The 19,821-nt window shown below is 65.6% G+C and carries 22 protein-coding genes; 6 read left to right on the top strand and 16 right to left on the bottom strand.

From position 1 onward, the window contains the following. Positions 1–12: 12 nt before the first annotated feature. From VK533_RS14260 to VK533_RS14275, 4 genes are read right to left on the bottom strand one after another with little or no spacing between them, the layout of a single operon-like run. Positions 13–3,414, bottom strand: a complete 3,402-nt coding sequence (locus tag VK533_RS14260) for a chromosome segregation SMC family protein (protein WP_324378789.1) — start codon at positions 3,412–3,414, stop codon at positions 13–15. 28 nt (positions 3,415–3,442) lie between these two features. Beyond that, positions 3,443–4,198 carry a thioredoxin domain-containing protein gene (locus tag VK533_RS14265; RefSeq protein ID WP_324378791.1) on the bottom strand — a complete coding sequence of 252 codons (756 nt, stop codon included), beginning with the start codon at positions 4,196–4,198 and terminating at the stop codon, positions 3,443–3,445. Continuing rightward, positions 4,195–4,938, bottom strand: coding sequence for a thioredoxin domain-containing protein (locus VK533_RS14270; protein ID WP_324378793.1), 744 nt, complete (start codon positions 4,936–4,938; stop codon positions 4,195–4,197). Before VK533_RS14270 ends, VK533_RS14265 begins: the two co-directional genes overlap by 4 nt. Next, positions 4,935–5,480, bottom strand: coding sequence for a DUF721 domain-containing protein (locus VK533_RS14275; protein ID WP_324378795.1), 546 nt, complete (start codon positions 5,478–5,480; stop codon positions 4,935–4,937). The genes VK533_RS14270 and VK533_RS14275 overlap by 4 nt, the downstream gene beginning before the upstream one ends. 26 nt (positions 5,481–5,506) lie before the next feature. Here VK533_RS14275 and mutY point away from each other — a divergent pair, with 26 nt between their 5' ends. Together mutY and nudC are read left to right on the top strand one after the other, a co-directional pair. Further along, entirely contained in the window at positions 5,507–6,544 is a 1,038-nt protein-coding gene (gene mutY, locus VK533_RS14280; protein WP_324378797.1) for an A/G-specific adenine glycosylase, read from the top strand. Next, positions 6,541–7,407 carry an NAD(+) diphosphatase gene (nudC, locus tag VK533_RS14285; RefSeq protein WP_324378799.1) on the top strand — a complete coding sequence of 289 codons (867 nt, stop codon included), beginning with the start codon at positions 6,541–6,543 and terminating at the stop codon, positions 7,405–7,407. Before mutY ends, nudC begins: the two co-directional genes overlap by 4 nt. Here nudC and VK533_RS14290 read toward each other — a convergent pair. The 4 genes from VK533_RS14290 to VK533_RS14305 all read right to left on the bottom strand — a co-directional run bounded on the left by VK533_RS14290 (position 7,404) and on the right by VK533_RS14305 (position 10,466). Further along, a complete protein-coding gene (locus VK533_RS14290) occupies positions 7,404–7,829 on the bottom strand; it encodes a response regulator (RefSeq protein WP_324378801.1) in 426 nt (141 codons plus the stop codon). The genes nudC and VK533_RS14290 overlap by 4 nt on opposite strands. Before the next feature lie 103 nt (positions 7,830–7,932). Further along, entirely contained in the window at positions 7,933–8,370 is a 438-nt protein-coding gene (locus tag VK533_RS14295) for a spore coat U domain-containing protein (RefSeq protein WP_324378802.1), read from the bottom strand. 257 nt (positions 8,371–8,627) lie between these two features. Further along, positions 8,628–9,446, bottom strand: coding sequence for a ferredoxin--NADP reductase (locus VK533_RS14300; protein ID WP_324378804.1), 819 nt, complete (start codon positions 9,444–9,446; stop codon positions 8,628–8,630). 126 nt (positions 9,447–9,572) lie between these two features. Continuing rightward, positions 9,573–10,466, bottom strand: coding sequence for an iron-containing redox enzyme family protein (locus tag VK533_RS14305; RefSeq protein ID WP_324378806.1), 894 nt, complete (start codon positions 10,464–10,466; stop codon positions 9,573–9,575). Here VK533_RS14305 and VK533_RS14310 point away from each other — a divergent pair. Then, positions 10,440–10,904, top strand: coding sequence for a hypothetical protein (locus VK533_RS14310; RefSeq protein WP_324378808.1), 465 nt, complete (start codon positions 10,440–10,442; stop codon positions 10,902–10,904). The two genes, VK533_RS14305 and VK533_RS14310, sit on opposite strands and share 27 nt — an antisense overlap. A gap of 53 nt (positions 10,905–10,957) precedes the next feature. On the opposite strand, the gene VK533_RS14315 is transcribed toward VK533_RS14310, so the two are convergent. The 3 genes from VK533_RS14315 to VK533_RS14325 all read right to left on the bottom strand — a co-directional run bounded on the left by VK533_RS14315 (position 10,958) and on the right by VK533_RS14325 (position 14,054). Further along, positions 10,958–11,665, bottom strand: a complete 708-nt coding sequence (locus VK533_RS14315; protein ID WP_324378810.1) for a glutamine amidotransferase — start codon at positions 11,663–11,665, stop codon at positions 10,958–10,960. Positions 11,666–11,726: 61 nt separating this feature from the next. Further along, positions 11,727–13,130, bottom strand: a complete 1,404-nt coding sequence (locus VK533_RS14320; protein WP_324378812.1) for an NAD(P)H-dependent flavin oxidoreductase — start codon at positions 13,128–13,130, stop codon at positions 11,727–11,729. A gap of 57 nt (positions 13,131–13,187) precedes the next feature. Further along, the gene (locus tag VK533_RS14325; RefSeq protein ID WP_324378813.1) at positions 13,188–14,054 is read right to left on the bottom strand and encodes an alpha/beta hydrolase; all 867 of its coding nucleotides are present in this window, start codon (positions 14,052–14,054) and stop codon (positions 13,188–13,190) included. 250 nt (positions 14,055–14,304) lie between these two features. Here VK533_RS14325 and VK533_RS14330 point away from each other — a divergent pair, with 250 nt between their 5' ends. Continuing rightward, a complete protein-coding gene (locus VK533_RS14330; RefSeq protein WP_324378815.1) occupies positions 14,305–15,207 on the top strand; it encodes a type II CAAX endopeptidase family protein in 903 nt (300 codons plus the stop codon). A 44-nt stretch (positions 15,208–15,251) separates the two neighbouring features. Here the strand turns inward: VK533_RS14330 and VK533_RS14335 are convergent, their stop codons facing one another. The 5 genes from VK533_RS14335 to VK533_RS14350 form a co-directional block, all read right to left on the bottom strand. After that, a complete protein-coding gene (locus tag VK533_RS14335) occupies positions 15,252–15,527 on the bottom strand; it encodes a hypothetical protein (protein ID WP_324378817.1) in 276 nt (91 codons plus the stop codon). 1 nt (position 15,528) lies between these two features. After that, on the bottom strand, positions 15,529–15,852 hold the full coding sequence (locus VK533_RS14340; RefSeq protein ID WP_324378819.1) for a hypothetical protein: 324 nt from the start codon (positions 15,850–15,852) through the stop codon (positions 15,529–15,531). Between the two features lie 13 nt (positions 15,853–15,865). Continuing rightward, positions 15,866–16,537: a transposase gene (locus tag VK533_RS14345; protein WP_324378821.1), complete on the bottom strand. Its 672-nt coding sequence runs from the start codon at positions 16,535–16,537 to the stop codon at positions 15,866–15,868. An 89-nt stretch (positions 16,538–16,626) separates the two neighbouring features. Further along, positions 16,627–16,908: an immunity protein Imm33 domain-containing protein gene (locus VK533_RS17285; RefSeq protein ID WP_414712315.1), complete on the bottom strand. Its 282-nt coding sequence runs from the start codon at positions 16,906–16,908 to the stop codon at positions 16,627–16,629. Between the two features lie 171 nt (positions 16,909–17,079). Then, positions 17,080–17,304, bottom strand: coding sequence for a hypothetical protein (locus tag VK533_RS14350; protein WP_324378823.1), 225 nt, complete (start codon positions 17,302–17,304; stop codon positions 17,080–17,082). Between the two features lie 30 nt (positions 17,305–17,334). Here VK533_RS14350 and VK533_RS14355 point away from each other — a divergent pair, with 30 nt between their 5' ends. Both VK533_RS14355 and VK533_RS14360 read left to right on the top strand, forming a co-directional pair. Continuing rightward, positions 17,335–18,711, top strand: coding sequence for a protein adenylyltransferase SelO family protein (locus tag VK533_RS14355; RefSeq protein WP_324378825.1), 1,377 nt, complete (start codon positions 17,335–17,337; stop codon positions 18,709–18,711). Beyond that, positions 18,699–19,821: succinylglutamate-semialdehyde dehydrogenase (locus VK533_RS14360; RefSeq protein ID WP_324378828.1), on the top strand; the 1,123-nt coding region annotated here is incomplete at its 3' end. The genes VK533_RS14355 and VK533_RS14360, both read left to right, overlap by 13 nt.

Raw genomic sequence — 19,821 nt, forward strand, 5'->3', positions numbered from 1 at the left:
ACGCGGCGCGCATCACTCCGCCGCCAGCAATGTTTCTGCACCGCCCAGATCGACCGAGACCAGTCGGCTGACGCCGCGCTCGATCATGGTCACGCCGAACAGGCGGTGCATGCGGCTCATCGTCACCGCATTGTGCGTGACGACAAGATAGCGCGTTTCGGTCTCCTCGGTCATCTTGAGCAGCAGATCGCAGAAACGTTCGATGTTGGCGTCGTCGAGCGGCGCGTCGACTTCGTCGAGCACACAGATCGGCGCGGGATTGGTCAGGAACAAAGCAAAAATCAAAGCGACCGCGGTCAGCGCCTGCTCGCCGCCCGACAGCAAGGTCAGGCTGCCCAGTTTCTTGCCTGGCGGCTGCGCCATGATCTCCAGCCCCGCTTCGAGCGGATCGTCGCTGTCGATCAGCGCCAGATGCGCCTCGCCGCCCGCGAACAGGGTCGCGAACAGCCGGCGGAAATGCATGTCGACCGCCTCGAACGCAGCCAGCAGCCGCTGGCGGCCCTCGCGGTTGAGGCTGCCGATAGAGCCGCGCAGCCGGTTGACCGCCTGATAGAGTTCGTCGCGCTCTGCGGCATTGGTTTCGCGCGCGCCCTCGATCTCGGCCAGCTCGCTTTCCGCCACCAGATTGACCGGTCCCAACCGCTCGCGATCGGCGACCAGCCGGTCGTGCCGCGCGGATTCGTCGGCGGCGGGCGCGAGGCTGGCGCTGTCGAAGCCGATCCGATCCGCCAAGGTCGCCGCCGGGCAATCGAACCGCTCGCCCGACAGGTGCGAAAGCTCTGCGCGCCGGCTTTCCTGATGCTCGGCCCGCGCCTGCGCGCCCGCCCGCGCCTCACGGGCCGCCGCCAGCGTCTCGCCGACCGCCGCCACCGCCTGTTCGATCCGGCGCAGTTCGGCTTCGCGCTCGCTCTCGGTCTCGCGCGCGGCCCGGGCATTGGCCTCCGCCGTCTCTGCGTCCTTGCCGAGCGACTCCAGCGCCGCATCCAGCTCGGCTGGGCGGTGAATCAACGTCGCGCGTTCGGCGGCGACCGCCTCCTCGCGCTTGGTCATTTCGGCAATACGCCTCGCAGCATCGCCCGCGCGCGATTTCCAGCCCTTGGCCTCGGCCTTGGCCGCCTGGAGGCGCCGCCCGTCATGCTCGACCGACTGGGCAAGCGCGAGCGCGCGGCCGCGCGCTTCGGCCAGCTTGGCGCGCGCCGCTTCGGCGACCGCGCCCAGGCGCTCGACCTCGCCGCGCGTCTCCGCGCCGTCGGGCAAAGCCGCGCGCGCCGTCTCGGCGGCCTGTTCGGCGGCCAGCGCCTCCTTCTGCTCCGCGTCCGCGCTCGCCCGGCGCTGGTCTAGCGCGGCAGCGGCCGCACCGCGCCGTTCGATCGCGGCAGCGGCATTGTCCTCGTCGCGCCGCGCAGTGCGTAGCGCCTGCTCGGCCGAACCGATATCGGCACGCGCCTTGTCGATCGCGGCGCGCGCTTCCTGTTGCGCGGCTGCGGCGGCATCGAACGCCTGCTTGGCCGCATCCACTGCCGCGCGCGCGGCGGGCAATTGCGCGGTCAGTTCGGCATGACGGTTGGCGCGGATCAGCCGTTCGGCCGCTGCCGCGCCGACATCGCGCGCATAATAGCCGTCCCAGCGCCGCATCTGGCCGTCGCGCGTGACGATCCGCTGCCCGACCGCGAGCGGCTGGCCTTCGTCGCGATCGACCACGCCGACCTGCGCCAGCCGCCGCGCCAGCGCGTCGCCGCCCTGCACCTGCGGACCAAGCGGCGCGACGCCCGCCGGCAAGGCCGGATCGTCCTTCGCAGAGGCCGCGCCCGCCCAGCCGCGCACGCCATCCGACCCGATCGGCGCGTCCAGATCCTCGCCCAAGGCGGCGGCCAAGGCCCGCTCATAGCCCGGCGTAACTTTGAGCGCGGACAGAGCCCGGTCGCCCTTGGCCTGCGCCAATGCGCTCGCCAGCGCCCTTTCCTCGCTTTCGAGCCCGGCCAGCGCCGCACGCGCTGAAGCCATCGCGCTTTCGGCGGTATCGCGCGCACCGGCGGCGGCATCGCGCTTCGCCTCGGCAGCGCTCAGCGCATCGGTCAAAGTCGCCAGCCGCGCCTCGGCCTCGCCATGCGCCTTGCGCGCCGCTTCCAGCGCGGCGGCCATCGGCGCGGCTTCGCCCAGCGCGGCCAATTCCTGGTTGAGCCGCATGATCTCCGTGTCCGCGCGCGCCCGACGCTGCCGCGCCCCGGCGAGCGTGGTTTCGGCAACGCGCGCATCGGCCTGCTCGGCGGCGGCCCGCGCCAGCGCCTGCGCGGAGGCGACATCGGCATCGCGCGCGGCACGCTCGGCATCGACCACCGCACCATCCAGCGCCGCACGCTGTGCCTCACCCGCAGCCAGCGACCGCGCGAGTTGCTGTTCCTCATCAGTCAGCCGTTCGAGCGCGGCGGCGGCGTCGATCGCGAGCGTATCCTCGCGTGCCCGATCCTGCACCAGCGCCTCGGCCTGCATCGCCAGATCGCCGAGCCGTCGTTCGATCGAAGCCTTTTCGGCGCGCAATCCTTCCAGACGGTGCCGCACCGTGCCCGCCGCCTCGCGTGCGGCCTCCGCTGCGACCCGCGCTTCAGCGAGCCTGGCGGTCGCCTGCACGCTGTGCGCCGCCGCCGCACGCTGCGCCTCGCCCGCCTGCGCCACCGCCTGCTCGGCCGTCGTAGCTTCGTGGCGCGCCGCTTCGGCCGCCGCCGCCGCCTCGCGCCAGCGCGCGAACAGGCTACGTGCCTCGGCCAGCCTGATCTCGGTCGACAGGATGCGATAGCGCTCGGCTGCCTTGGCCTGGCGGCGGAGCGCGCCCATCCGCGCTTCCATTTCGCCCAACAGTTCGTCGAGCCGCTGGAGGTTGGTCTCGGTCGCGCGCAGCTTGAGCTCCGCCTCGCGCCGGCGGACGTGCAGCCCGGCGATGCCGGCGGCTTCCTCCAGCATCTGGCGGCGTTCGGTCGGCTTGGCGGCGATCACCGAGGCGATCCGGCCCTGGCTCACCAGAGCCGGCGAATGCGCACCGGTCGCGGCGTCGGCGAACAGCAAGGCGACATCGCGCTGGCGTACGTCGCGGCCGTTGATGCGATAGGCCGATCCGGCGCCGCGTTCGATCCGGCGCACCACCTCATTCTCGCCCTCGGCGCCCTCGGTCAGCAGCGAGACCTCGGCGAAATCGCGCGATGGACGGCTGGCGGTGCCGGCGAAAATCACATCCTCCATGCCGCCGCTGCGCAGCGACTTGGGGCTGCCCTCGCCCATCACCCAGCGGATCGCTTCGAGCAGATTGGATTTGCCGCAGCCGTTAGGCCCGACCACGCCGGTCAGGCCGGGCTCGATCAGAAGCTCGGCCGGCTCGACGAAGCTCTTGAAGCCCGTCAGCCTGAGTTTTCTGATCCGCATTGCCCCCCGGCCTTCCGGATCCGGGCGATCAGCCGACCACGAGGGTCAGCGCCGCATCCAGCTGCGGCCAGAGTTCGCCGGTCGTGCTGGGCGCTTCCCACTGGGTGCCATTGATGATGAAAGTCGGCGTGCTGTTGACGCTGTCCTCCTGATATTTGTTCTGCCACGCGGTAACCTGATCGGCGGCCTTCTGGTTGGAAAGGCAGGCGTCCGCCTGCGCCTTGGGCAGCCCACGCGCGCCGAAGAAGCCATAGAGGCCGCCTTCCTCCGCCTGCGCCTTGAAATTGTCGATCGGCGAGAGGCCTGCGATGCGCTGCTGCTCGGCCGGCGGGATCGCAATATACTTCTTCATCATGTCGTCCTGGCCGGCATAAAGCTGCTCGGTCAGCGCGAAGAAGGGCTCGGGTCCGCGGCAGCGCATCAGCAAGGTCAGCGGCGCATCCATCGAATGGATCAGGAACGAGCGGAATTCCCAGCTGACGCGGCCCGTGCTGACATATTTGGCCTTGAGCGCGTCCGCGCCGGTTTCCTCGAAATGCTTGCAGTGCGGGCACGAGAAGGATGCATATTCGATCAGCTTCACCGGCGCGTTGGGATTGCCCATCAGATAGCCGCCGTCCGCCGTCTCGGAGACCACATCGGTCCACTGCTTGCCCGCCGGCGGGGGCACCGCCGCGATCGGCGTGTGCGGCGCGGTCAGGCCTGCGCTCGAATCGCCGCTCTTCTTCGAGCAGGCGGCAAGCGCGAGCGCCATCACGGCAACGAGGGCAAGGGAACGTTTCATTTGCGTACGCTCTTTCGTGGCGAAGGATGAGGATGAAGCGCGACGGCGATCGCGCCGTCAAGATCGGCCCAGCTGCGCACGTCGGACCGCAGCACGCCGTTGATCATGAAGGCGGGCGTGCCGGGGAATTCGGGGCGGTGCCAGGCCTCGCTCGCCTGCGCGGTGAGCAGAGCCTGCTCGCTCTTATTGGCAAGGCAGGCGTCCATCTTGGCAAGCGGCATCGCGAACACGCTGTCGAAGCCCGCCCCGCGCGCGCTCTTGTCCAAAAGCTGATCGGCGGGCATCCCATCGGCCTGTTCGACCTGCGACCAGCTCTGGGCGCGCGTGAACCACACGTCCTGCTGCGCGAAGACTTTGGGCATCACCGCGAAGAAGGCCCGTGGCCCGTCGCAGCGCGCGAGCAAGGATCCGGCGAAATCGAACGTGTCGCGCAGTGCGTGGCGTATCTCGTAATTGGCGAGGCCCGGCCGGATATATTTGGCGGTCAGCGGCGGGATCGCCTCACCCTCGAAATGCGCGCAGTGCGGGCAGGTCAGCGACAGATATTCCACGACCCGTACGCGGGCGTCCGGCTTGCCCCACACGAACGCTCCCGATGGCGTGCGGTTGGCGACGGCGGACCAGTCCTGAGCGGGCGCGGCCGCATGGGCGGGCGCATGCTTGCGCACCGGGGCTGCGGCGAGCTGCAACGGAATGATCGCGACGAACAAAGCGGCAAGCCAGCAGCGGAACCGGGTCAATCGTTGCTTCCCTTGTTGAGGCGCACGCCCACCAGCGGCGGCCCGTTCGAATTGGTGAGCGCGCCGGCCAGCGCCGATAGGCATGCATGCAATTCGGGATCGGCGATGTTGCGGAGCGAATCGCCGAGTTCGGCCGGAATCGCGCGCAGCGACGGGGGCGCCTGGCGCACCCTCGGCGCAGCCATCGCGCCCTGACGGATGACGACGCGCGCCACCGCCGCATAACCGAAGAACTGGTTGACCCGCTCCATGATCGCGGGCGCGACATGCTGCATCATCGGCGCGTGCGCGCCCGTCACGGTCAAGGTGAGCGTGCCGTCCGATTTCTTGCCGGTCGGGAAACGGATCGATTCGGGTGCCGACACCTCGGCATAGCGCGCGCCGACGATCTCGGCCCAACGGCTCACCACCGCCGACTGGACGAAGCCGAAACGCTTGAACGCGGCCCCGCCGATTTCGGGCAGCAGGTCGGAGACCGCGCGCTGACCGCGGCGGCGCGGCTCTTCCGGCGGCTTTCCTCCCCGACTCTTCCGTTCCGTCATGGCCAAGCCCATGCCATAGCAGCGCCATGCCCGTCGATAGCGGTTCGGATACCGCCGCCACCCTTCTCGCCTGGTATGATCGCCACGCCCGCCGCCTGCCCTGGCGCGCCGAGCGCGGTGCGACGTCCGATCCCTATCGCGTATGGCTGTCGGAAGTGATGCTGCAGCAGACCACGGTCGCGGCGGTGAAGGCCTATTTCGAGAAGTTCACGCGCGCATGGCCGACGGTCGAGGCGCTGGCGGCGGCGGAAGAGGCGGACGTGATGAGCGCCTGGGCCGGGCTTGGCTATTATGCCCGCGCGCGCAACCTGATCGCTTGCGCCCGTGCCGTAGCCAACGCGGGCGGGCTCTTTCCGGACACGGAAGACGCGCTGCGTACCTTGCCCGGTATCGGCCGCTATACCGCGGCCGCGATCGCCGCGATCGCGTTCGATCGGCGCGCGGTGGTGATCGACGCCAATGTCGAGCGCGTCGTCGCCCGCCTGTTCGCGGTCGAACAATCGTTGCCCGCCGCGCGGCCCACGATCGAACGGCTGACCGACACGATCACGCCCGCCGCGCGGTCGGGCGACTTCGCGCAGGCGATGATGGATCTGGGTGCGACGATCTGCACCCCGCGTTCGCCCGCCTGTGCGATCTGCCCGTTATCGGATGACTGCGCGGCCCGCGCGACCGGTGCGCCCGAAACCTATCCCCGCAAGGCGGCGAAGGCGGCCAGACCGGTGCGCCGGGGTACGATGTTCTGGCTCGAATCGGATGGCGCGGTATTGCTGGTCCGTCGTCCGGCGTCGGGCCTCCTCGGCGGGATGCGCGCCTTGCCGACCGGTCCCTGGGGCGAGAATGATCCCGGTTTGGCCGACGCACCCGCCGATGCCGCGTGGCGCGAGGTCGGATCGGGCCGCCACGTCTTCACCCATTTCGCGCTCGACTATCGCGTGATGGCCGCACGCTCGGCGGTGCGCTCCAATAGCGGCGAATGGTGGCCGATCGATGCGCTCGACGCCGCCGGGCTGCCTACCCTGTTCGCCCACGCCGCGCGCCTTGCCGTACCGGAGGAAGCATGAGCCTTTACGTTGGCTTCACCGGCGCGCCGCTCGACCGTGCCGAGCCCGCCCGTCACGATCCCGCGATGCTCGCGGCGCTGGCTGCCAACCCGGCCGCCTTGCTGCTCGATATGACGGACTTTGTGCCGGGCGTCGCCGACGGTGCGCTCGCCTGGACGCCGCTCACGCCGCTGCCGGCCGAGGAACTGCTGCTGCTCGGCCTGATCGACAATATTCCGCGCTTCGCCCGGATCGATCCGGGCGCGGTCGCGGCGAAACGTACGCCCGAACTGATGGCCTTGCTCGACAGTCTCGCAGCGGGCGAGGCCGGCGTCTACGCCACCGCCCGATCCGTGCTCGACTGGCATGCCCGCCATCGTTTCTGCGCCAATTGCGGCGCCCGGACCGCGCCGCATCATGCGGGCTGGGCGCGACTGTGTCCGGTCTGTTCGACCGAACATTATCCGCGCACCGATCCGGTCGTGATCATGCTGGCAGAGTTTGAAGATCGCGTCCTGATCGGCCGTCAGGCGAGCTTCGCGCCCGGCCGTTATTCGGCGCTTGCCGGCTTCGTCGAGGTCGGCGAATCGATCGAGGAGGCGGTCGCACGCGAGCTGCACGAGGAAGCGGGCGTGGTCGCCACCAGCGTGCGTTATATCGCCAGCCAGCCCTGGCCGTTCCCGTCGCAATTGATGATCGCCTGTATCGCCAGCGTCGCCGACGATGTCGTCACGCTCGATCTGGCCGAACTGGAAGATGCGAAATGGGTGAGCCGGGCGGAAGTCGCCGCATCGCTGGCGGCAGAGCCTGACGCGGTATTCGGCGCCCCGCCCCGCTATGCAATCGCGAACAGTCTGTTCAACGCGTGGCTGGGGGAAATTTAGGCGTCTGCGGTTTCGCCCAGCAGCCCCAGCGCCTTGAGCCTTTCGTCGGCGGCGCGGCGCAGGACTCTAATAAAGCGCGGCGCGTCATGCACCAGCCGCGCTTTGTCGAAACAGGCGAAAGCGCCCGCCTTGATCGTGGCCTTCGACTTTTCCGATTTGTCCTGGGTCGATGAGGACACGACCAGCACCGGGGCATGCGGCCCCTGCGCAAGCTCCTCCAGGAAAGCCATGCCGTCGATCCCAGGCAGATTGAGATCGAGCGTGATCACGTCGGGCTGGCGCTCTTCCAGATAATGCTTGGCCTCCTCCACGTCGGAAGCGAGACCGATGATCTGGATGTCGGGATGGTGGCCGAGAACAGATTCCAGGATGGCCCGGATCGTCAGCGAATCCTCGATCACAAGCACGCGAACAATGCGCATTAAGGCCTTCCAGTCGACCGGTGATCGTCTTCAGGGTGGGACGATCTCCCGAGAATCGGCCATGCACCACAGAGGGTTAAGGTTCTGTGAGCGCTATCGGCCATCAGTAGGTGACCACGATCGTGACATTGTCGCTATAGGTCCCCGCAGGCGCCGACGTGGGTAATATCCGGCCATAAACGGGGAAGCTCTGCGCGCCGCCCGAGCCGGTACCGGTCGCGCCCGCGGCGCCCGACGCCCAGCGCTGCTGATGCGCCGCGTCACGATACAGATCATAGGCGATAGTGGGGCCGTCGCCGCGCGCCATGCGCCGGGTCGAACCGTCGCCCTGCGTGCCCTCATCGAGCGCGACCGCATAACCCACGCCGGTCGAACAGGTGAGCGTCACATTGCTGTTCTGGCTCGCGGTGCTCATCGGGACATACGTCCCGAACGCGACGGGCGCCCCGGAAACCACGCAGGCGGGAAGGATCGAAACCGAGACGGCGATGGTGGCGGTGGCGTTCTCCGCACACGCGGAAGCGCTCCAAACCAGCAGCATTCCAGCGATAACGGCCGCACAACGCACAATGGCCTCCTTCTGAGACGCCACGCGCACGCCAAAGATTTACACGATGGAATTTTCCACCGTGATTACAATCGATTGGGAATGAGGCTGCGTTCCGGTCTGGGCCCGGAACATCGCCCGAAACGGACGCAGTAATTTGCGCCGAATCGGGGCTTTCTGGAACCTGATCGTCATCGGAAGAAGCGCCGCGCGCTTCCTCCGACGACGTGAATCAGGCTCTATTCCAAGGTCTAGCCGACGAAAGCGCGCTCGATCACATAGTCGCCGGGGTGCGCGTTCGATCCTTCGGTGAAGCCCAGACTGTCCAGCAGCTCCGCCGTTTCCTTGATCATCGCCATCGATCCGCACAGCATGATGCGGTCATGAACGGGGTCGAACTTGGCGGGATCGGCCGCGGCATCCTTGAACAGGCGCCCGTCCTTGATCAGCACGTCGATCCGGTCGCGCGTGTGGAAATCCTCGCGCGTCACGGTCGGCACATAATGAAGCTGCTCGGCCGCCGCGCCGTCGACCAGCGGATCTTCGGCCAGCTTCGCCTCGAGCACGTCGTGATAGGCAAGATCGCTCACCCGCCGCACCGAATGGACCACGATCACGTGGTTGAAGAGGTCATAGACGTCGGGGTCGCGGATGATCGACATCCACGGCGCAAGCCCAGTCCCGGTACCGAGCAGGAACAGGCGGCGGCCAGGCTTTAGCGCATCCGTTACCAACGTGCCGGTCGGCTTGCGGCCGAGATAGATGTCGTCGCCTTCCTTGATCTGCTGCAGCTTCGACGTCAGCGGGCCGTCCTCGACCTTGATCGACAGGAATTCCAGTTCCTCGGCGTAAGCCGGCGAGGCGACCGAATAAGCGCGCAGCAGCGGCTTGCCGTTGTCGCCCTGCAGTCCGATCATCACGAACTCGCCCGAACGGAAACGGAAGCTCGCCGGACGGCTGATGGTGAAGCTGAACAGATGCTCGTTCCAATGCTTCACGCTCAGGACCTTCTCGACCGACAGGCTGGCCGAGGGTTCGAGCGGGGCGGAAACGGCGACGGTCACGGACATGGCCTCATCATCAATTCGGGGATGCGCGCGGACTTAGGCAGCACCCGTCGGCAGTGCAACCTTGGCGCGCCCAAGGCCAGCTAGAATAGCTTGGCGCTGCCCAAGCGGTCCCGTCGTGCGGGCCCCTCACCCCCAAAGGATGGCGCGGTAGCGATCGAAACAGCGCAGCCCGCAATTCAATCGGATCAGCGCGCCTTCGGCGATCGCGGTCGCGCGCGCCGGATCTTCCGCCACCAGCGGACGCAACGCCTCCCGATTCCAGTCCGCGCTATGCTTGACGTCGAGCACCGCATGCAGGTCGAAATAGCGCCGTTCGCGGTTGGATAGCCCGATCCGCTTCAGGCCCTGCGCCACCAGCGCCGACCGGCCCGGCGCGGTCAGCTCGATCACGCCGAGCGCGCCGACCGAATGCCACGCATAACGCCGGCTGGTCGCCATCGCGGTCATCGCATTGGCGAGCGCCAGGCTCTCCCACACCGTCTTCTCGATAACCGGATCGACCTGCATCGTCTCGACCAGGGCATCGAGCATCGGCCCGTGCATGCCCTCGCGCTGGCCGCGACCCATCTCGTCCCAATAATTGCGCGCCAGCTCCAGCTTCGCCTGCACCGGCATCTTGACCTGCGTCAGCGCCACCAGATCGTCGAAGCCGGCCTCGCCCGCGGCCTCCTGCTCGAAGAACCATTTGAGCTGTTCCGCGTCGGCTTGTTCCGCCAGCCAGGGGAAAAGCGGGTCGTCCTGTCCGGGGCCCGACTGCTTCAGCTCCTCGAACCAGGCGATGAAATTGTCCGGGTCGGTCGGCGCCGTCGCGGCCGCATCCGCGATCTCGACGCGCAGCTCTTCCAGAAAGCCGCCTTCGAGCCGCGTCATGCGCAGATCGCGCTCGAGAATCTTCTGCCAATCGGCTTTGGGAAATGCCGGCTGAAGTCTCTCGCGATTCCAGTGCGCTAGCCCGCGCTGAAAACTATCCGTCAAAAATTGTGAAGTTCGAAATTGATCCAGGTTAGGCTGCGAAGCCATAAATTATCCCGCTTTCTCAACAAGATTGGCGGCAATAACGCGGTCTGGCCAGCCGATGTTCCATTGGTTGCTGAACCCGAAATGAAGGAACTTGGACGGGTCTGTTCCGTTCAGGTGGTCACAGTTTCGGTACGGAAGGACATCGCAATGAAGCGCTTTTCTCTGATCGCAGGTGCGGTCGCCCTCTCGGTTGGTCTTACTTCTGCTCCTGTCGCCGCGCAGAGCGCAGGCAAGATGCTCAAGGGCACCGCCATCGGTGCCGGTGGCGGCGCGCTTGCCGGCGCGATCATCCCGGGCATGTCGGTCGGTACCGGCGCGCTGGTCGGCGCAGCCGGCGGCGCGGCTTACACCGCGCTCAAGAAGAACCATCATTATTACCGCGATAACCGCGGCCGGAAGTATTACATCGATAAGCACGGCTATCGTCACTACAAGTAAGCGATATTCGCGCTGACAGAAGGGCCTCGGGAGCAATCCCGGGGCCTTTCTTTTCAATCATAATAGTCGGGCAACTGGGCCAGCCATTCGGCGAGCATCGCCCGCCCCGCCGCCACTGCCGCAGAGCCAAGCCGATCGTGATCGGCCCTGAGCGTGGTGGCATCGGTGCCCGCCGCGCGGATATAATCCGCATCCTCCAGCCATTCGGCGAAGCGCGGATCCTCGCCCATCTCGGGATGGAATTGAAGCGCGAGCAGACTGTCGCCAATGCGGAAGCCCTGATTGGAATAGTTGCCGGTCTCGGCCAGCCGCTCCGCGCCGGGCGGCAGATCGAACGTGTCGCCATGCCAGTGGAGCAGGGACACCCCGTCCAGATGGCGCAGCGGCGAGTTGCGCCCGGCTCCCGTCAGCGTGATCGGCGCGAAACCGACTTCCTTGACCGGACCCGGATAGACTTTGGAACCGAGCGCGGCGGCGATCAGCTGGCTGCCCATGCACACGCCCAAAGTCGGCCGCCCCGCCGCGATCCGCAGCGCAAGCCCGATTATCTCGCCATCGATCCACGGATGGGCCTCGCGCTCATAGACGCCCATCGGCCCGCCCATCACCACCACCAGATCGGGATCGAGCCAGTCGAACGCCGGAAATTCGGGATCGCTGACGTTGATGCGATGGAAGTCATAGCCCGCCTGCTCGATCGGCAGGCGGAAGCCGGCGGCGCCTTCGAACGGAGTGTGGCGGACGATCAGGGCGCGCTTCATTCCCCCCTCTTAGCGTAGGGAAATGAGCACGGGACGTAAATTTCCTTGGCCGCCGTCAACCTCAATCGCCGGTCAGGATCCGATCGACCAGCTGCTTCACCGTCGGCACGAACCCGTTCGAATAGAAAGGGTCCTGCTTGAACATGTAGGCCGAATGACCCGCGAACATCAGATTCTGGTCGATGTCGCCGCCGTGCGCGATGTCCTGCAGCGTCTTCTGGATGCAGAAGCTGCGCGGATCGGCCAACCGCCCGGTCGAATTGCCCTCGGTATCCGCCCAGGACGAGAAGGCGCATTGACTGAGGCAGCCCATGCAATCCGCCTGATCCTTGCGGATCACCTTCATCTCCTCGGGCGTGACGAACACCAACGTATTGTCGGGCGTCTTGAGCGCGTTGGTAAAGCCGAGCCCATCCCATTCGCGCGCGCGGTGGAGGTCGCCGAGCGTGACCCAGAAGCTCTTGCCCTTCACGCCCACGTCCAGCTTGAACTGGTGGTCGCCCGCAGCCTCCAGGCTGAAGGCGATCTGGCGTTCGGAGCGGTTTTCGAGGTTGCGCAGGAACGGCGTGCGCACCGCCGACGAATAGAAGCCGGTCGGCGAGAAGCGGTGCAGCAGCACGTCGCCATCATCGAGCTGCATCAGCCTTTCCTTCCACTGCGCGGAAATCGGGCTTTCCTGGGTCAGCAGGGGGCGCGTGCCGAACTGGAAGGCGATCGAGCCCAGTTCGGGATTGTCGATCCAATTTTCCCAATCGCGCAGATGCCAGACGCCGCCGGCCATGATGATCGGCACGCTCTCGCTCACGCCGCCGGCGCGCATCGTCTCGCGCAGCGCCTTGACGCGCGGATAGGGATCCTGCGGGATCTTGGGGTCTTCGGCGTTGGACAGGCCGTTATGCCCGCCCGCGAGCCAGGGATCCTCGTAGACCACCGCCGCCAGCCATTCGGCCGCCTTCGAATAAGCGCGCTTCCACAACGCGTTGAAGGCGCGGCCCGAGCTCACGATCGGCAGGTAATTGACGCCGTAGGAGGCCGCGATCTCGCTCAATTTGTACGGCATGCCCGCGCCGCAGGTGACGCCCGCGACCAGACCCTTGGTCCGTTCGAGCACGCCGTGCAGCACGCGCTGCGCGCCGCCCATTTCCCACAGCACGTTGATGTTGATCGCGCCCTTGCCGCCGGCAATGTCGTATGCGCGCTTCACCTGCTGGACCGCGCCGTCGATCGCGTACTGGACCAGTTCCTCGTGCCGCTCGCGCCGGGTCAGCGCATGATAGATTTGCGGGATGATCCGCCCTTCCGGATCGTAGCTGTCGGCATTGACCGCGGAGACCGTGCCGATGCCGCCCGCCGCCGCCCACGCGCCCGTGCTGGCATGGTTCGAAACCGCGACGCCTTTGCCGCCCTCGATCAGCGGCCACACTTCGCGGCCAGCATACATGATCGGGCGCAATCCCTTGAACAATCCAACCTCCAAAAAAGCGTGGCGGCCATATAGGCCAACATAAGTTGCAATGCGCGCCTATTCGTGATCGACCTTGGCCAACAGGCGGTCAATCGCCGCAGCGGCATCCGGTTCCTCCAGCGTAGGCGCGTGACCGATGCGCGGCAAGGTCACCAATTCCATCAGCGGCAAACGCCGTACCATGTCCGAGGCGGTTTCGGCTTCCAGCACGTCGGACCGTTCGCCGCGGATCAGCACGCTCGGCAGGCCGTGCAACGTCTCGAAGGCGGGCCACAGATCGAAAGCCGGCTCGGGCGCGGGCAGCTTGAACGGCTCGGCGATCCCCATGTCGTAATCGAACCGGATCGCACCGTCCTCCGCGCGGCACATGCGGTGCGCCCAGATGCGCCAGTCCGCGATCCCATAATCGGGAAAGGCGCCGGCATGATTGTCGGCGATCGCCTGCGCGGCTTCGTCCCAGCTTGCGAAGCACGTGTCGGTGCCGACATAGGACCGGATCCGCGCCATTCCCTCGGCGCCCAATACCGGGCCGACATCGTTGAGCAACACGCCCGCCAGCGTCGGCCTAGCGGTCAGCGACAGCAGCATCGCCATCAGCCCACCCAGCGACGTGCCGAACACCACCACCGGCCCGACGCAATGTTCGGCGATCAGCGCGCCCAGATCCTGCAGATAGACCGGCGGCACATAGGTGTAGGGATCGGGCGAATAGTCGCTCTCGCCCCGGCCGCGCAGATCGACCGCGATCACGCGGCGCTTGCCCGCCAGCCGCGCGGCGACGCCCTCGAAATCGCGGGCGTTGCGGGTCAGGCCCGGGATGCACAGCACCGGCGCCCGGCCGGCGTCGCCCGGATAATCGCGAAAGTGCAGCCGCAGCCCGTCGGCGCTGTACCAATAGCCGTCTTCGTATCCCGGCCCCGCCATGCGCCTTGCCGCCTCCCGCCTGATCCGAGCTTATATCGGCGGGATGGCGTGCGGACCGCAACCGCCGATCGCGCCGGCCGATGCCCGCACCAGGGAAATTTCAAAAAAACGCGAAAACGAACTAAAGGATGTCCGAAATCGTACGCCATTTCCCACGGAACATTTAGCGAACATTCCCGCCAATGTCAAGTTACGTGTGTTGACAGACTAATACACCTAGCCTAGCCCGACGACGAAACGGGGGCGATGCATGGTGGTGATCGGATCGGCGGGCGTGCTGGCGCCGGGGAAATGGCGGTGGCTGCGGGCACTGGGTTGGCTTGTCCTGCTGTGCGTCGCTATCGTCATCGTGTTCAACCTGGTCGCCAAAGCGATGTTATTGCTCCTCGTCTGGGCAGGCGGTCTCCAGGTGACGCAGACGAGCCCCGCCCCCGCCGCCTACAGGCTCGTTGCCGCGATCGCGGGCTCGATCGCGCTGGTGGCGACCTATTGGGCGGCCGTCCGGCTGGGCGAGCGGAGGACAGTCCCGGAGCTGGATTTGCGCCGCGCACCATCCGACCTGCTGCTGGGATTGGGGGTTGGCGCTGCGCTTTTGACCACGGTCATCGGCGTGCAGTGGAGTTTCGGCTGGGTGATCATCGAGCCCCGGACGGTCGACCGGGTCGCGCTGGCGCTGCGCGACTCGATCCGATCGGGCGTGCTTGAGGAGCTTGTGCTGCGGCTGGTGATCTTCCGGATGCTGTGGCGGGCGTTCGGGATCTGGCCGGCGATCGCGGGCGCGGCCTTGCTGTTCGGCGCGCTGCACCTCGCCAACCCCGATTCGAGCCCGTTCGCGGCGGCCTGCCTGATCGCCGGGGAAGGTATCGGCATCGGCCTCTACCTGATCACCGGACGCATCTGGTCCGCGATCGGCATGCATGCCGCCTGGAACTTCACGCAGGGCTGGATCTTCGGCGCGGCTGTCTCCGGCATCACCGAAATCGCTGGCGGGCCTTTGGCCTTGCGGCCGGCTCCAGGCGTTCCGGCCGTGCTGAGCGGCGGCGGTTTCGGCCCGGAAGCCTCACTGGCCGCGTTGATCGTGTCGCTTCTGGCGAGCGGGGCGTTGCTGTTTTGGGCGTGGAGGAACGGCGCCTTTGTCGCATTGGACGCGTGAGGCCTCAATTAAGTGCACTGTCACCGTAATTCCAAAAAATCTAATTAGGAAGCCGAATTTATAAAGTGCCCACGTGCGGATTTTCTATTAAATTTAAAGCTAAATGTCCACAAACCGGACATTCCTTCAATTTTAGTTAAACCAAACTCCTTATAATCATTTGAAAATGAATCTAAAAACCTCTCGGTCATTTCTCCCAGAACATTTAGGTGCAGAAACTGTTTTTTCCAGCAATACTGCGCATCATCGATTGAATTAGCTATAACCTGCTCTATATATGTACCGCCATCAAATTCCAGTATGATTGTGAACAGAGCCATCTTAGTTTCCCTTTTTCCTCTGGCTGTGATTTTCTCCTGTTGCTTCTGCCTGTTTTTTTAAATGATCATAGTTTCGCTTTGCTTTGTCTATATCTTTTTTATCTTGCGGAGTTTTGTTGGGTTTTTTCTGAAGATTCTCTAGATTCGTCTTTGCTTCTGCCGCTGCCTTATTTGCGGCAGCCTTTCTCTCTTGATTAATGTGCGCGTCGTTCTTTCCCGGACTCCCCTTAGCGGGCAGAATAGTCCCAGTGTTTGTGGTAGCCGCACGAGCAACGTCTCCCGCATAAGACACTGCCGCACGTCTGAAGTAAACCGCCGCCCCCACGTCGCCGACGGAATTACGGTGACAGTGCACTTATATCAGGCCGTCGTCCGGGCTTACCGCGTTTAAGCGTTCGTCCGGTTTCCGTTTCAAGCCGATCGAGGAAAGCCTCGTCGCCAATTGGCCGGCCGATACTTTCCGCCTTCCTCAGGCGCGCGATCGCCGCCTCCTCTTCGCCCGCCGCCAGCAGTGCCGCGAAATCGGGGTGCCGAGCGCGCACCGGTTCCGTAATCGTTATACCATCATCCTGCCCGAGTTGCGCGTGCACGCTCGACCAGGGCCAATCCACCGCCCGATCGGCCAGCCGCGCGCGCACCGGGTTGAGGGCAACATAGCGCAGCGCCGTCGCAAGATGCGCCTCATCCATAGCCACGCATCCGAAGCGCCCTTGCCAGAAGTGGCCGGTCCTCTTCAGCTTCGCGTGGATGTGGCCGGCATATTTGCGGTGCACGACCGCCAGAGCGCGCCGGATGCCGTCGACGTCGGACGGCGCCAGCACCAGATGCACGTGGTTGGGCATCAGGACCCAGGCCCAGACCTCCACCCCCGCCGCGGCGCAATGCTCACCGAGCAGGTCGCGATACAATGCGTAATCGGCGTCTTCGAAGAAGGTCTGCGCGCGGCCATTGCCGCGCTGCGTCACGTGGTGCGGATGACCGGGGAAAACCGCTCGCGCCAGACGTGCCATGCGCAGGAAACTATCAGTTCCTCGCCCTTAGTCAATTAAGTGCACTGTCACCGTAATTCCTAGGTATTGTGTCCCCGGAATTGCCAGGACTACGATTCAGTCCAATCCGCATCCTTTGACGATCTCATTAAGCGGGCCCCAGGTGCTCGGTTCACAAGTGCCGCTAGAGACGGCTCCAGTTCCAACACCTCTTCTATGCGCCATAACTGCGGGGATTCGGATAAGCTGGGATCGAACTCGCCTGCGGTAAATTGCCATCCACTATCCGCCGGATCTAAAGCTGTATCCCGCACAGCCAAAAGAATTGTGCTTCGCCCTTCGGCAACCGCAGTTGAAACGATTGCTCCCATTTTCAATATCGATCCACTCATTGGAGCCACTCACTTTTAAGGAATTTCATAGTGAAGAAGGGTCCTTCTTCGGGAGAGGCGGAGCCAAGGGCGGCGTATCGCTCTTTTGTCGGTTTTCGGAATTACGGTGACAGTGCGGAATTACGGTGACAGTGCACTTATTTCGGTCGCCGGCCGGGCTTAATCCGTCGGTTATCGTTCTCGCAGATGTCGATAAAACCAAACCAGATTTGCGATACTCAAAATTGAAAATTCGATCAGAAGATATTGATAATATTTGAAATATGGAAAATCACAGGCACCATATCTCTCTAAGCAGGTCTCTCGCGACCCGATGACGATCAGCAACGCAATCAGCGTCGCCGCCTGACATCCCAGCGCCACCGTGATCCAGCCCGCCTTTGCCATCGCTTGCACCCTCCGCCCGTACCACCCCATATCGACACGATGGCTTCCCCACCGCAACCGCCGATCGCCGGCATCGCAGACTTCCTCGCCGATCCGGTCAAATCTGCCGATTTCCCGCAGACGATCCTGCGCTTCCGCAACGATCGCGCGGCCGCCTCGGTCGGGTTCGACGGGCTGTCCGACGAGGATTGGCTCGCCCATTTCGGCCGCTTCACGCCCCTCCCCGCCAACCTGCCGCAGCCGCTGGCGCTGCGCTATCACGGCCATCAATTCCGGACCTACAATCCCGATATCGGCGATGGGCGCGGCTTCACCTTCGCACAACTCAAGGACGACAAAGGCCGCTGGCTCGATCTCGGCACCAAGGGATCGGGCACGACGCCTTACAGCCGCTTCGGCGACGGCCGGCTGACGCTTAAGGGCGGCGTGCGCGAAATCCTCGCGACCGAGATGCTCGAAGCGCTCGGCGTGAACACGTCCAAGACCTTCTCGTTGATCGAAACCGGCGAGGATCTGCATCGCGGCGACGAACCCTCCCCGACCCGCTCCTCGGTGCTGGTGCGGCTCAGCCATGGCCATATCCGCATCGGCAGTTTCCAGCGCCTCGCCATGCTCGACCGCCCCGAGGAACTGGCCCGCCTCGCCACCTATGTGCTGGAACATCTCTACGGCGAAGCGCCCGGCGACGAGCCCGCCGTGCGCCTGCTCGATCAAGTCGTGCGGCGCACCGCGCGGCTGGCCGCATCCTATATGGCGGCGGGCTTCGTCCATGGCGTGCTCAACAGCGACAACATCAACGTCACCGGCGAGAGCTTCGATTACGGCCCGTGGCGCTTCACGCCGTTCTGGGATCCCGATTTCACCGCGGCCTATTTCGACCATCACGGTCTTTATTCCTATGGCCGCCAGCCGCAGGCGATCCACTGGGACGTCGTCCAGCTCGCGATCGCTTTGTCGAAAATCGCGCCGATCGAGGCGCTCGCGCCCGTGCTCGACGCCTTTCCCGAAATTTACGAGGGCGCGTATGCGGGCGCGATGCTGGCGAGGCTCGGCGTCAGGCCGCGCGGCGCGGAGGAGGATCTGGCATTGGTCCAGGCGATCGAACAGGGCCTCGCCACCCGCACTGTCGGGATCGATCGCTTCTTCTTCGACTATTCGGGCGGGCGACGGCGGCCCGGCCCCTATGATGCGACCTACGCCGAACATTTTTCGGGCGTCGAAGCCGCCTTGGCGCGCTATGACGGCGCCCGCATGACCGACCATCCTTATTGGTCCGACGCCTTACCCTGCTCGATGCATATCGAGGAAGTCGAGGCGATCTGGACCGCGATCGACAGCCAGGACGACTGGGCGCCCTTGCACAACAAGGTCGCCGCGATCCGCCGCATGGGCGAGGCGCACGCATGGCCGAACTGATCAGCACCGAGCCCGCGACCGGCGCCGAGCTGTGGCGCGGCGAAACCGGCGACGTCGAGGCCGAGGTCGCCGCCGCGCGCGAGGGCTGGGTCGGCTGGGCGTCGAAGCCGTTCGAATTCCGCGCCGAGACTTTGCGCCGCTTCGCCAACAATGTCCGCGCGCATGCCGATGCCTTCGCCGATCTGATCGCCCGCGAAACCGGCAAGCCCTTGTGGGAAGCCAAGGGCGAGGTCGAAAGCGTCGTCAACAAGGTCGACATCTCGGTCTCGGCTTATGCCGAACGCACCCCGCGCCGGCGGATGGAAGGCGCGATGGGCGCGCGCACCGCGATCCGCCACAAGCCGCACGGCGTGCTGGCGGTGCTCGGCCCCTATAATTTCCCGGCGCACCTCCCCAACGGCCACATCGTGCCCGCTCTGCTCGCGGGCAATGCGGTGATCTTCAAGCCGTCGGAAAAGACCCCCGCGACCGGCGCCTTCCTGGTCGAGCGTTTCCTCGAAGCGGGCGTGCCCGAAGGCGCGATCCGGCTGGTCCAGGGCGGGCGCGAGGAAGGCAAGGCGCTCGCCGCGCATCCGGGCATCGACGGCCTGCTCTTCACCGGATCGGCCGCCGCCGGTGCCGCGCTCAACCGCCAGTTCGCCGATACGCCGCAGCGCATCCTTGCGCTCGAACTGGGCGGCAACAGCCCGTTGGTGGTGTGGGACGCACCCGACATCGCCGCCACCGCGACGATCGTCGTCCAGTCGGCCTTCCTCTCGGCCGGCCAGCGCTGCACCTGCGCGCGCCGCCTGATCGTCGAGGACGGCAAGGAAGGGCCCTTGCTGGAGGCGGTCGGCAAGATCCTCGACCGCATCATCATCGGCGCGCCCCACGATCTGCCGGCCCCGTTCATGGGCCCGGTGATCGACAATCCGGCCGCGATGCAGGTGCTCGACGCCTTCCTCGACCTGATCATGAAGGGCGGGATCGCGCTCCGCCACATGGCCAAGCCCGACGCGGACAAGCCCTTCCTCACCCCCGGCATCATCGACGTCACCGGCATCGCCAACCGGCCCGACGAGGAGGTGTTCGGGCCGATGCTGCAGCTGATCCGCGTCCCCGATTTCGATG

This window comes from Sphingomonas sp. (assembly GCF_035317925.1).
Classification (GTDB): domain Bacteria; phylum Pseudomonadota; class Alphaproteobacteria; order Sphingomonadales; family Sphingomonadaceae; genus Sphingomonas_I.

Bases quoted from the DNA above. Each gene is read 5' to 3' on its own strand.
- VK533_RS14315 (WP_324378810.1), bottom strand. From the start codon at position 11,665: ATGAAGCGCGCCCTGATCGTCCGCCACACTCCGTTCGAAGGCGCCGCC.
- mutY (WP_324378797.1), top strand. From the start codon at position 5,507: ATGCCCGTCGATAGCGGTTCGGATACCGCCGCCACCCTTCTCGCCTGG.
- VK533_RS14325 (WP_324378813.1), bottom strand. From the start codon at position 14,054: ATGGCGGGGCCGGGATACGAAGACGGCTATTGGTACAGCGCCGACGGG.
- VK533_RS14275 (WP_324378795.1), bottom strand. From the start codon at position 5,480: ATGACGGAACGGAAGAGTCGGGGAGGAAAGCCGCCGGAAGAGCCGCGC.
- nudC (WP_324378799.1), top strand. From the start codon at position 6,541: ATGAGCCTTTACGTTGGCTTCACCGGCGCGCCGCTCGACCGTGCCGAG.
- VK533_RS14300 (WP_324378804.1), bottom strand. From the start codon at position 9,446: ATGTCCGTGACCGTCGCCGTTTCCGCCCCGCTCGAACCCTCGGCCAGC.
- VK533_RS14335 (WP_324378817.1), bottom strand. From the start codon at position 15,527: ATGGCTCTGTTCACAATCATACTGGAATTTGATGGCGGTACATATATA.
- VK533_RS14345 (WP_324378821.1), bottom strand. From the start codon at position 16,537: ATGGCACGTCTGGCGCGAGCGGTTTTCCCCGGTCATCCGCACCACGTG.
- VK533_RS17285 (WP_414712315.1), bottom strand. From the start codon at position 16,908: ATGAGTGGATCGATATTGAAAATGGGAGCAATCGTTTCAACTGCGGTT.
- VK533_RS14295 (WP_324378802.1), bottom strand. From the start codon at position 8,370: ATGCTGCTGGTTTGGAGCGCTTCCGCGTGTGCGGAGAACGCCACCGCC.
- VK533_RS14355 (WP_324378825.1), top strand. From the start codon at position 17,335: ATGGCTTCCCCACCGCAACCGCCGATCGCCGGCATCGCAGACTTCCTC.
- VK533_RS14330 (WP_324378815.1), top strand. From the start codon at position 14,305: ATGGTGGTGATCGGATCGGCGGGCGTGCTGGCGCCGGGGAAATGGCGG.
- VK533_RS14265 (WP_324378791.1), bottom strand. From the start codon at position 4,198: ATGAAACGTTCCCTTGCCCTCGTTGCCGTGATGGCGCTCGCGCTTGCC.
- VK533_RS14290 (WP_324378801.1), bottom strand. From the start codon at position 7,829: ATGCGCATTGTTCGCGTGCTTGTGATCGAGGATTCGCTGACGATCCGG.
- VK533_RS14305 (WP_324378806.1), bottom strand. From the start codon at position 10,466: ATGGCTTCGCAGCCTAACCTGGATCAATTTCGAACTTCACAATTTTTG.
- VK533_RS14260 (WP_324378789.1), bottom strand. From the start codon at position 3,414: ATGCGGATCAGAAAACTCAGGCTGACGGGCTTCAAGAGCTTCGTCGAG.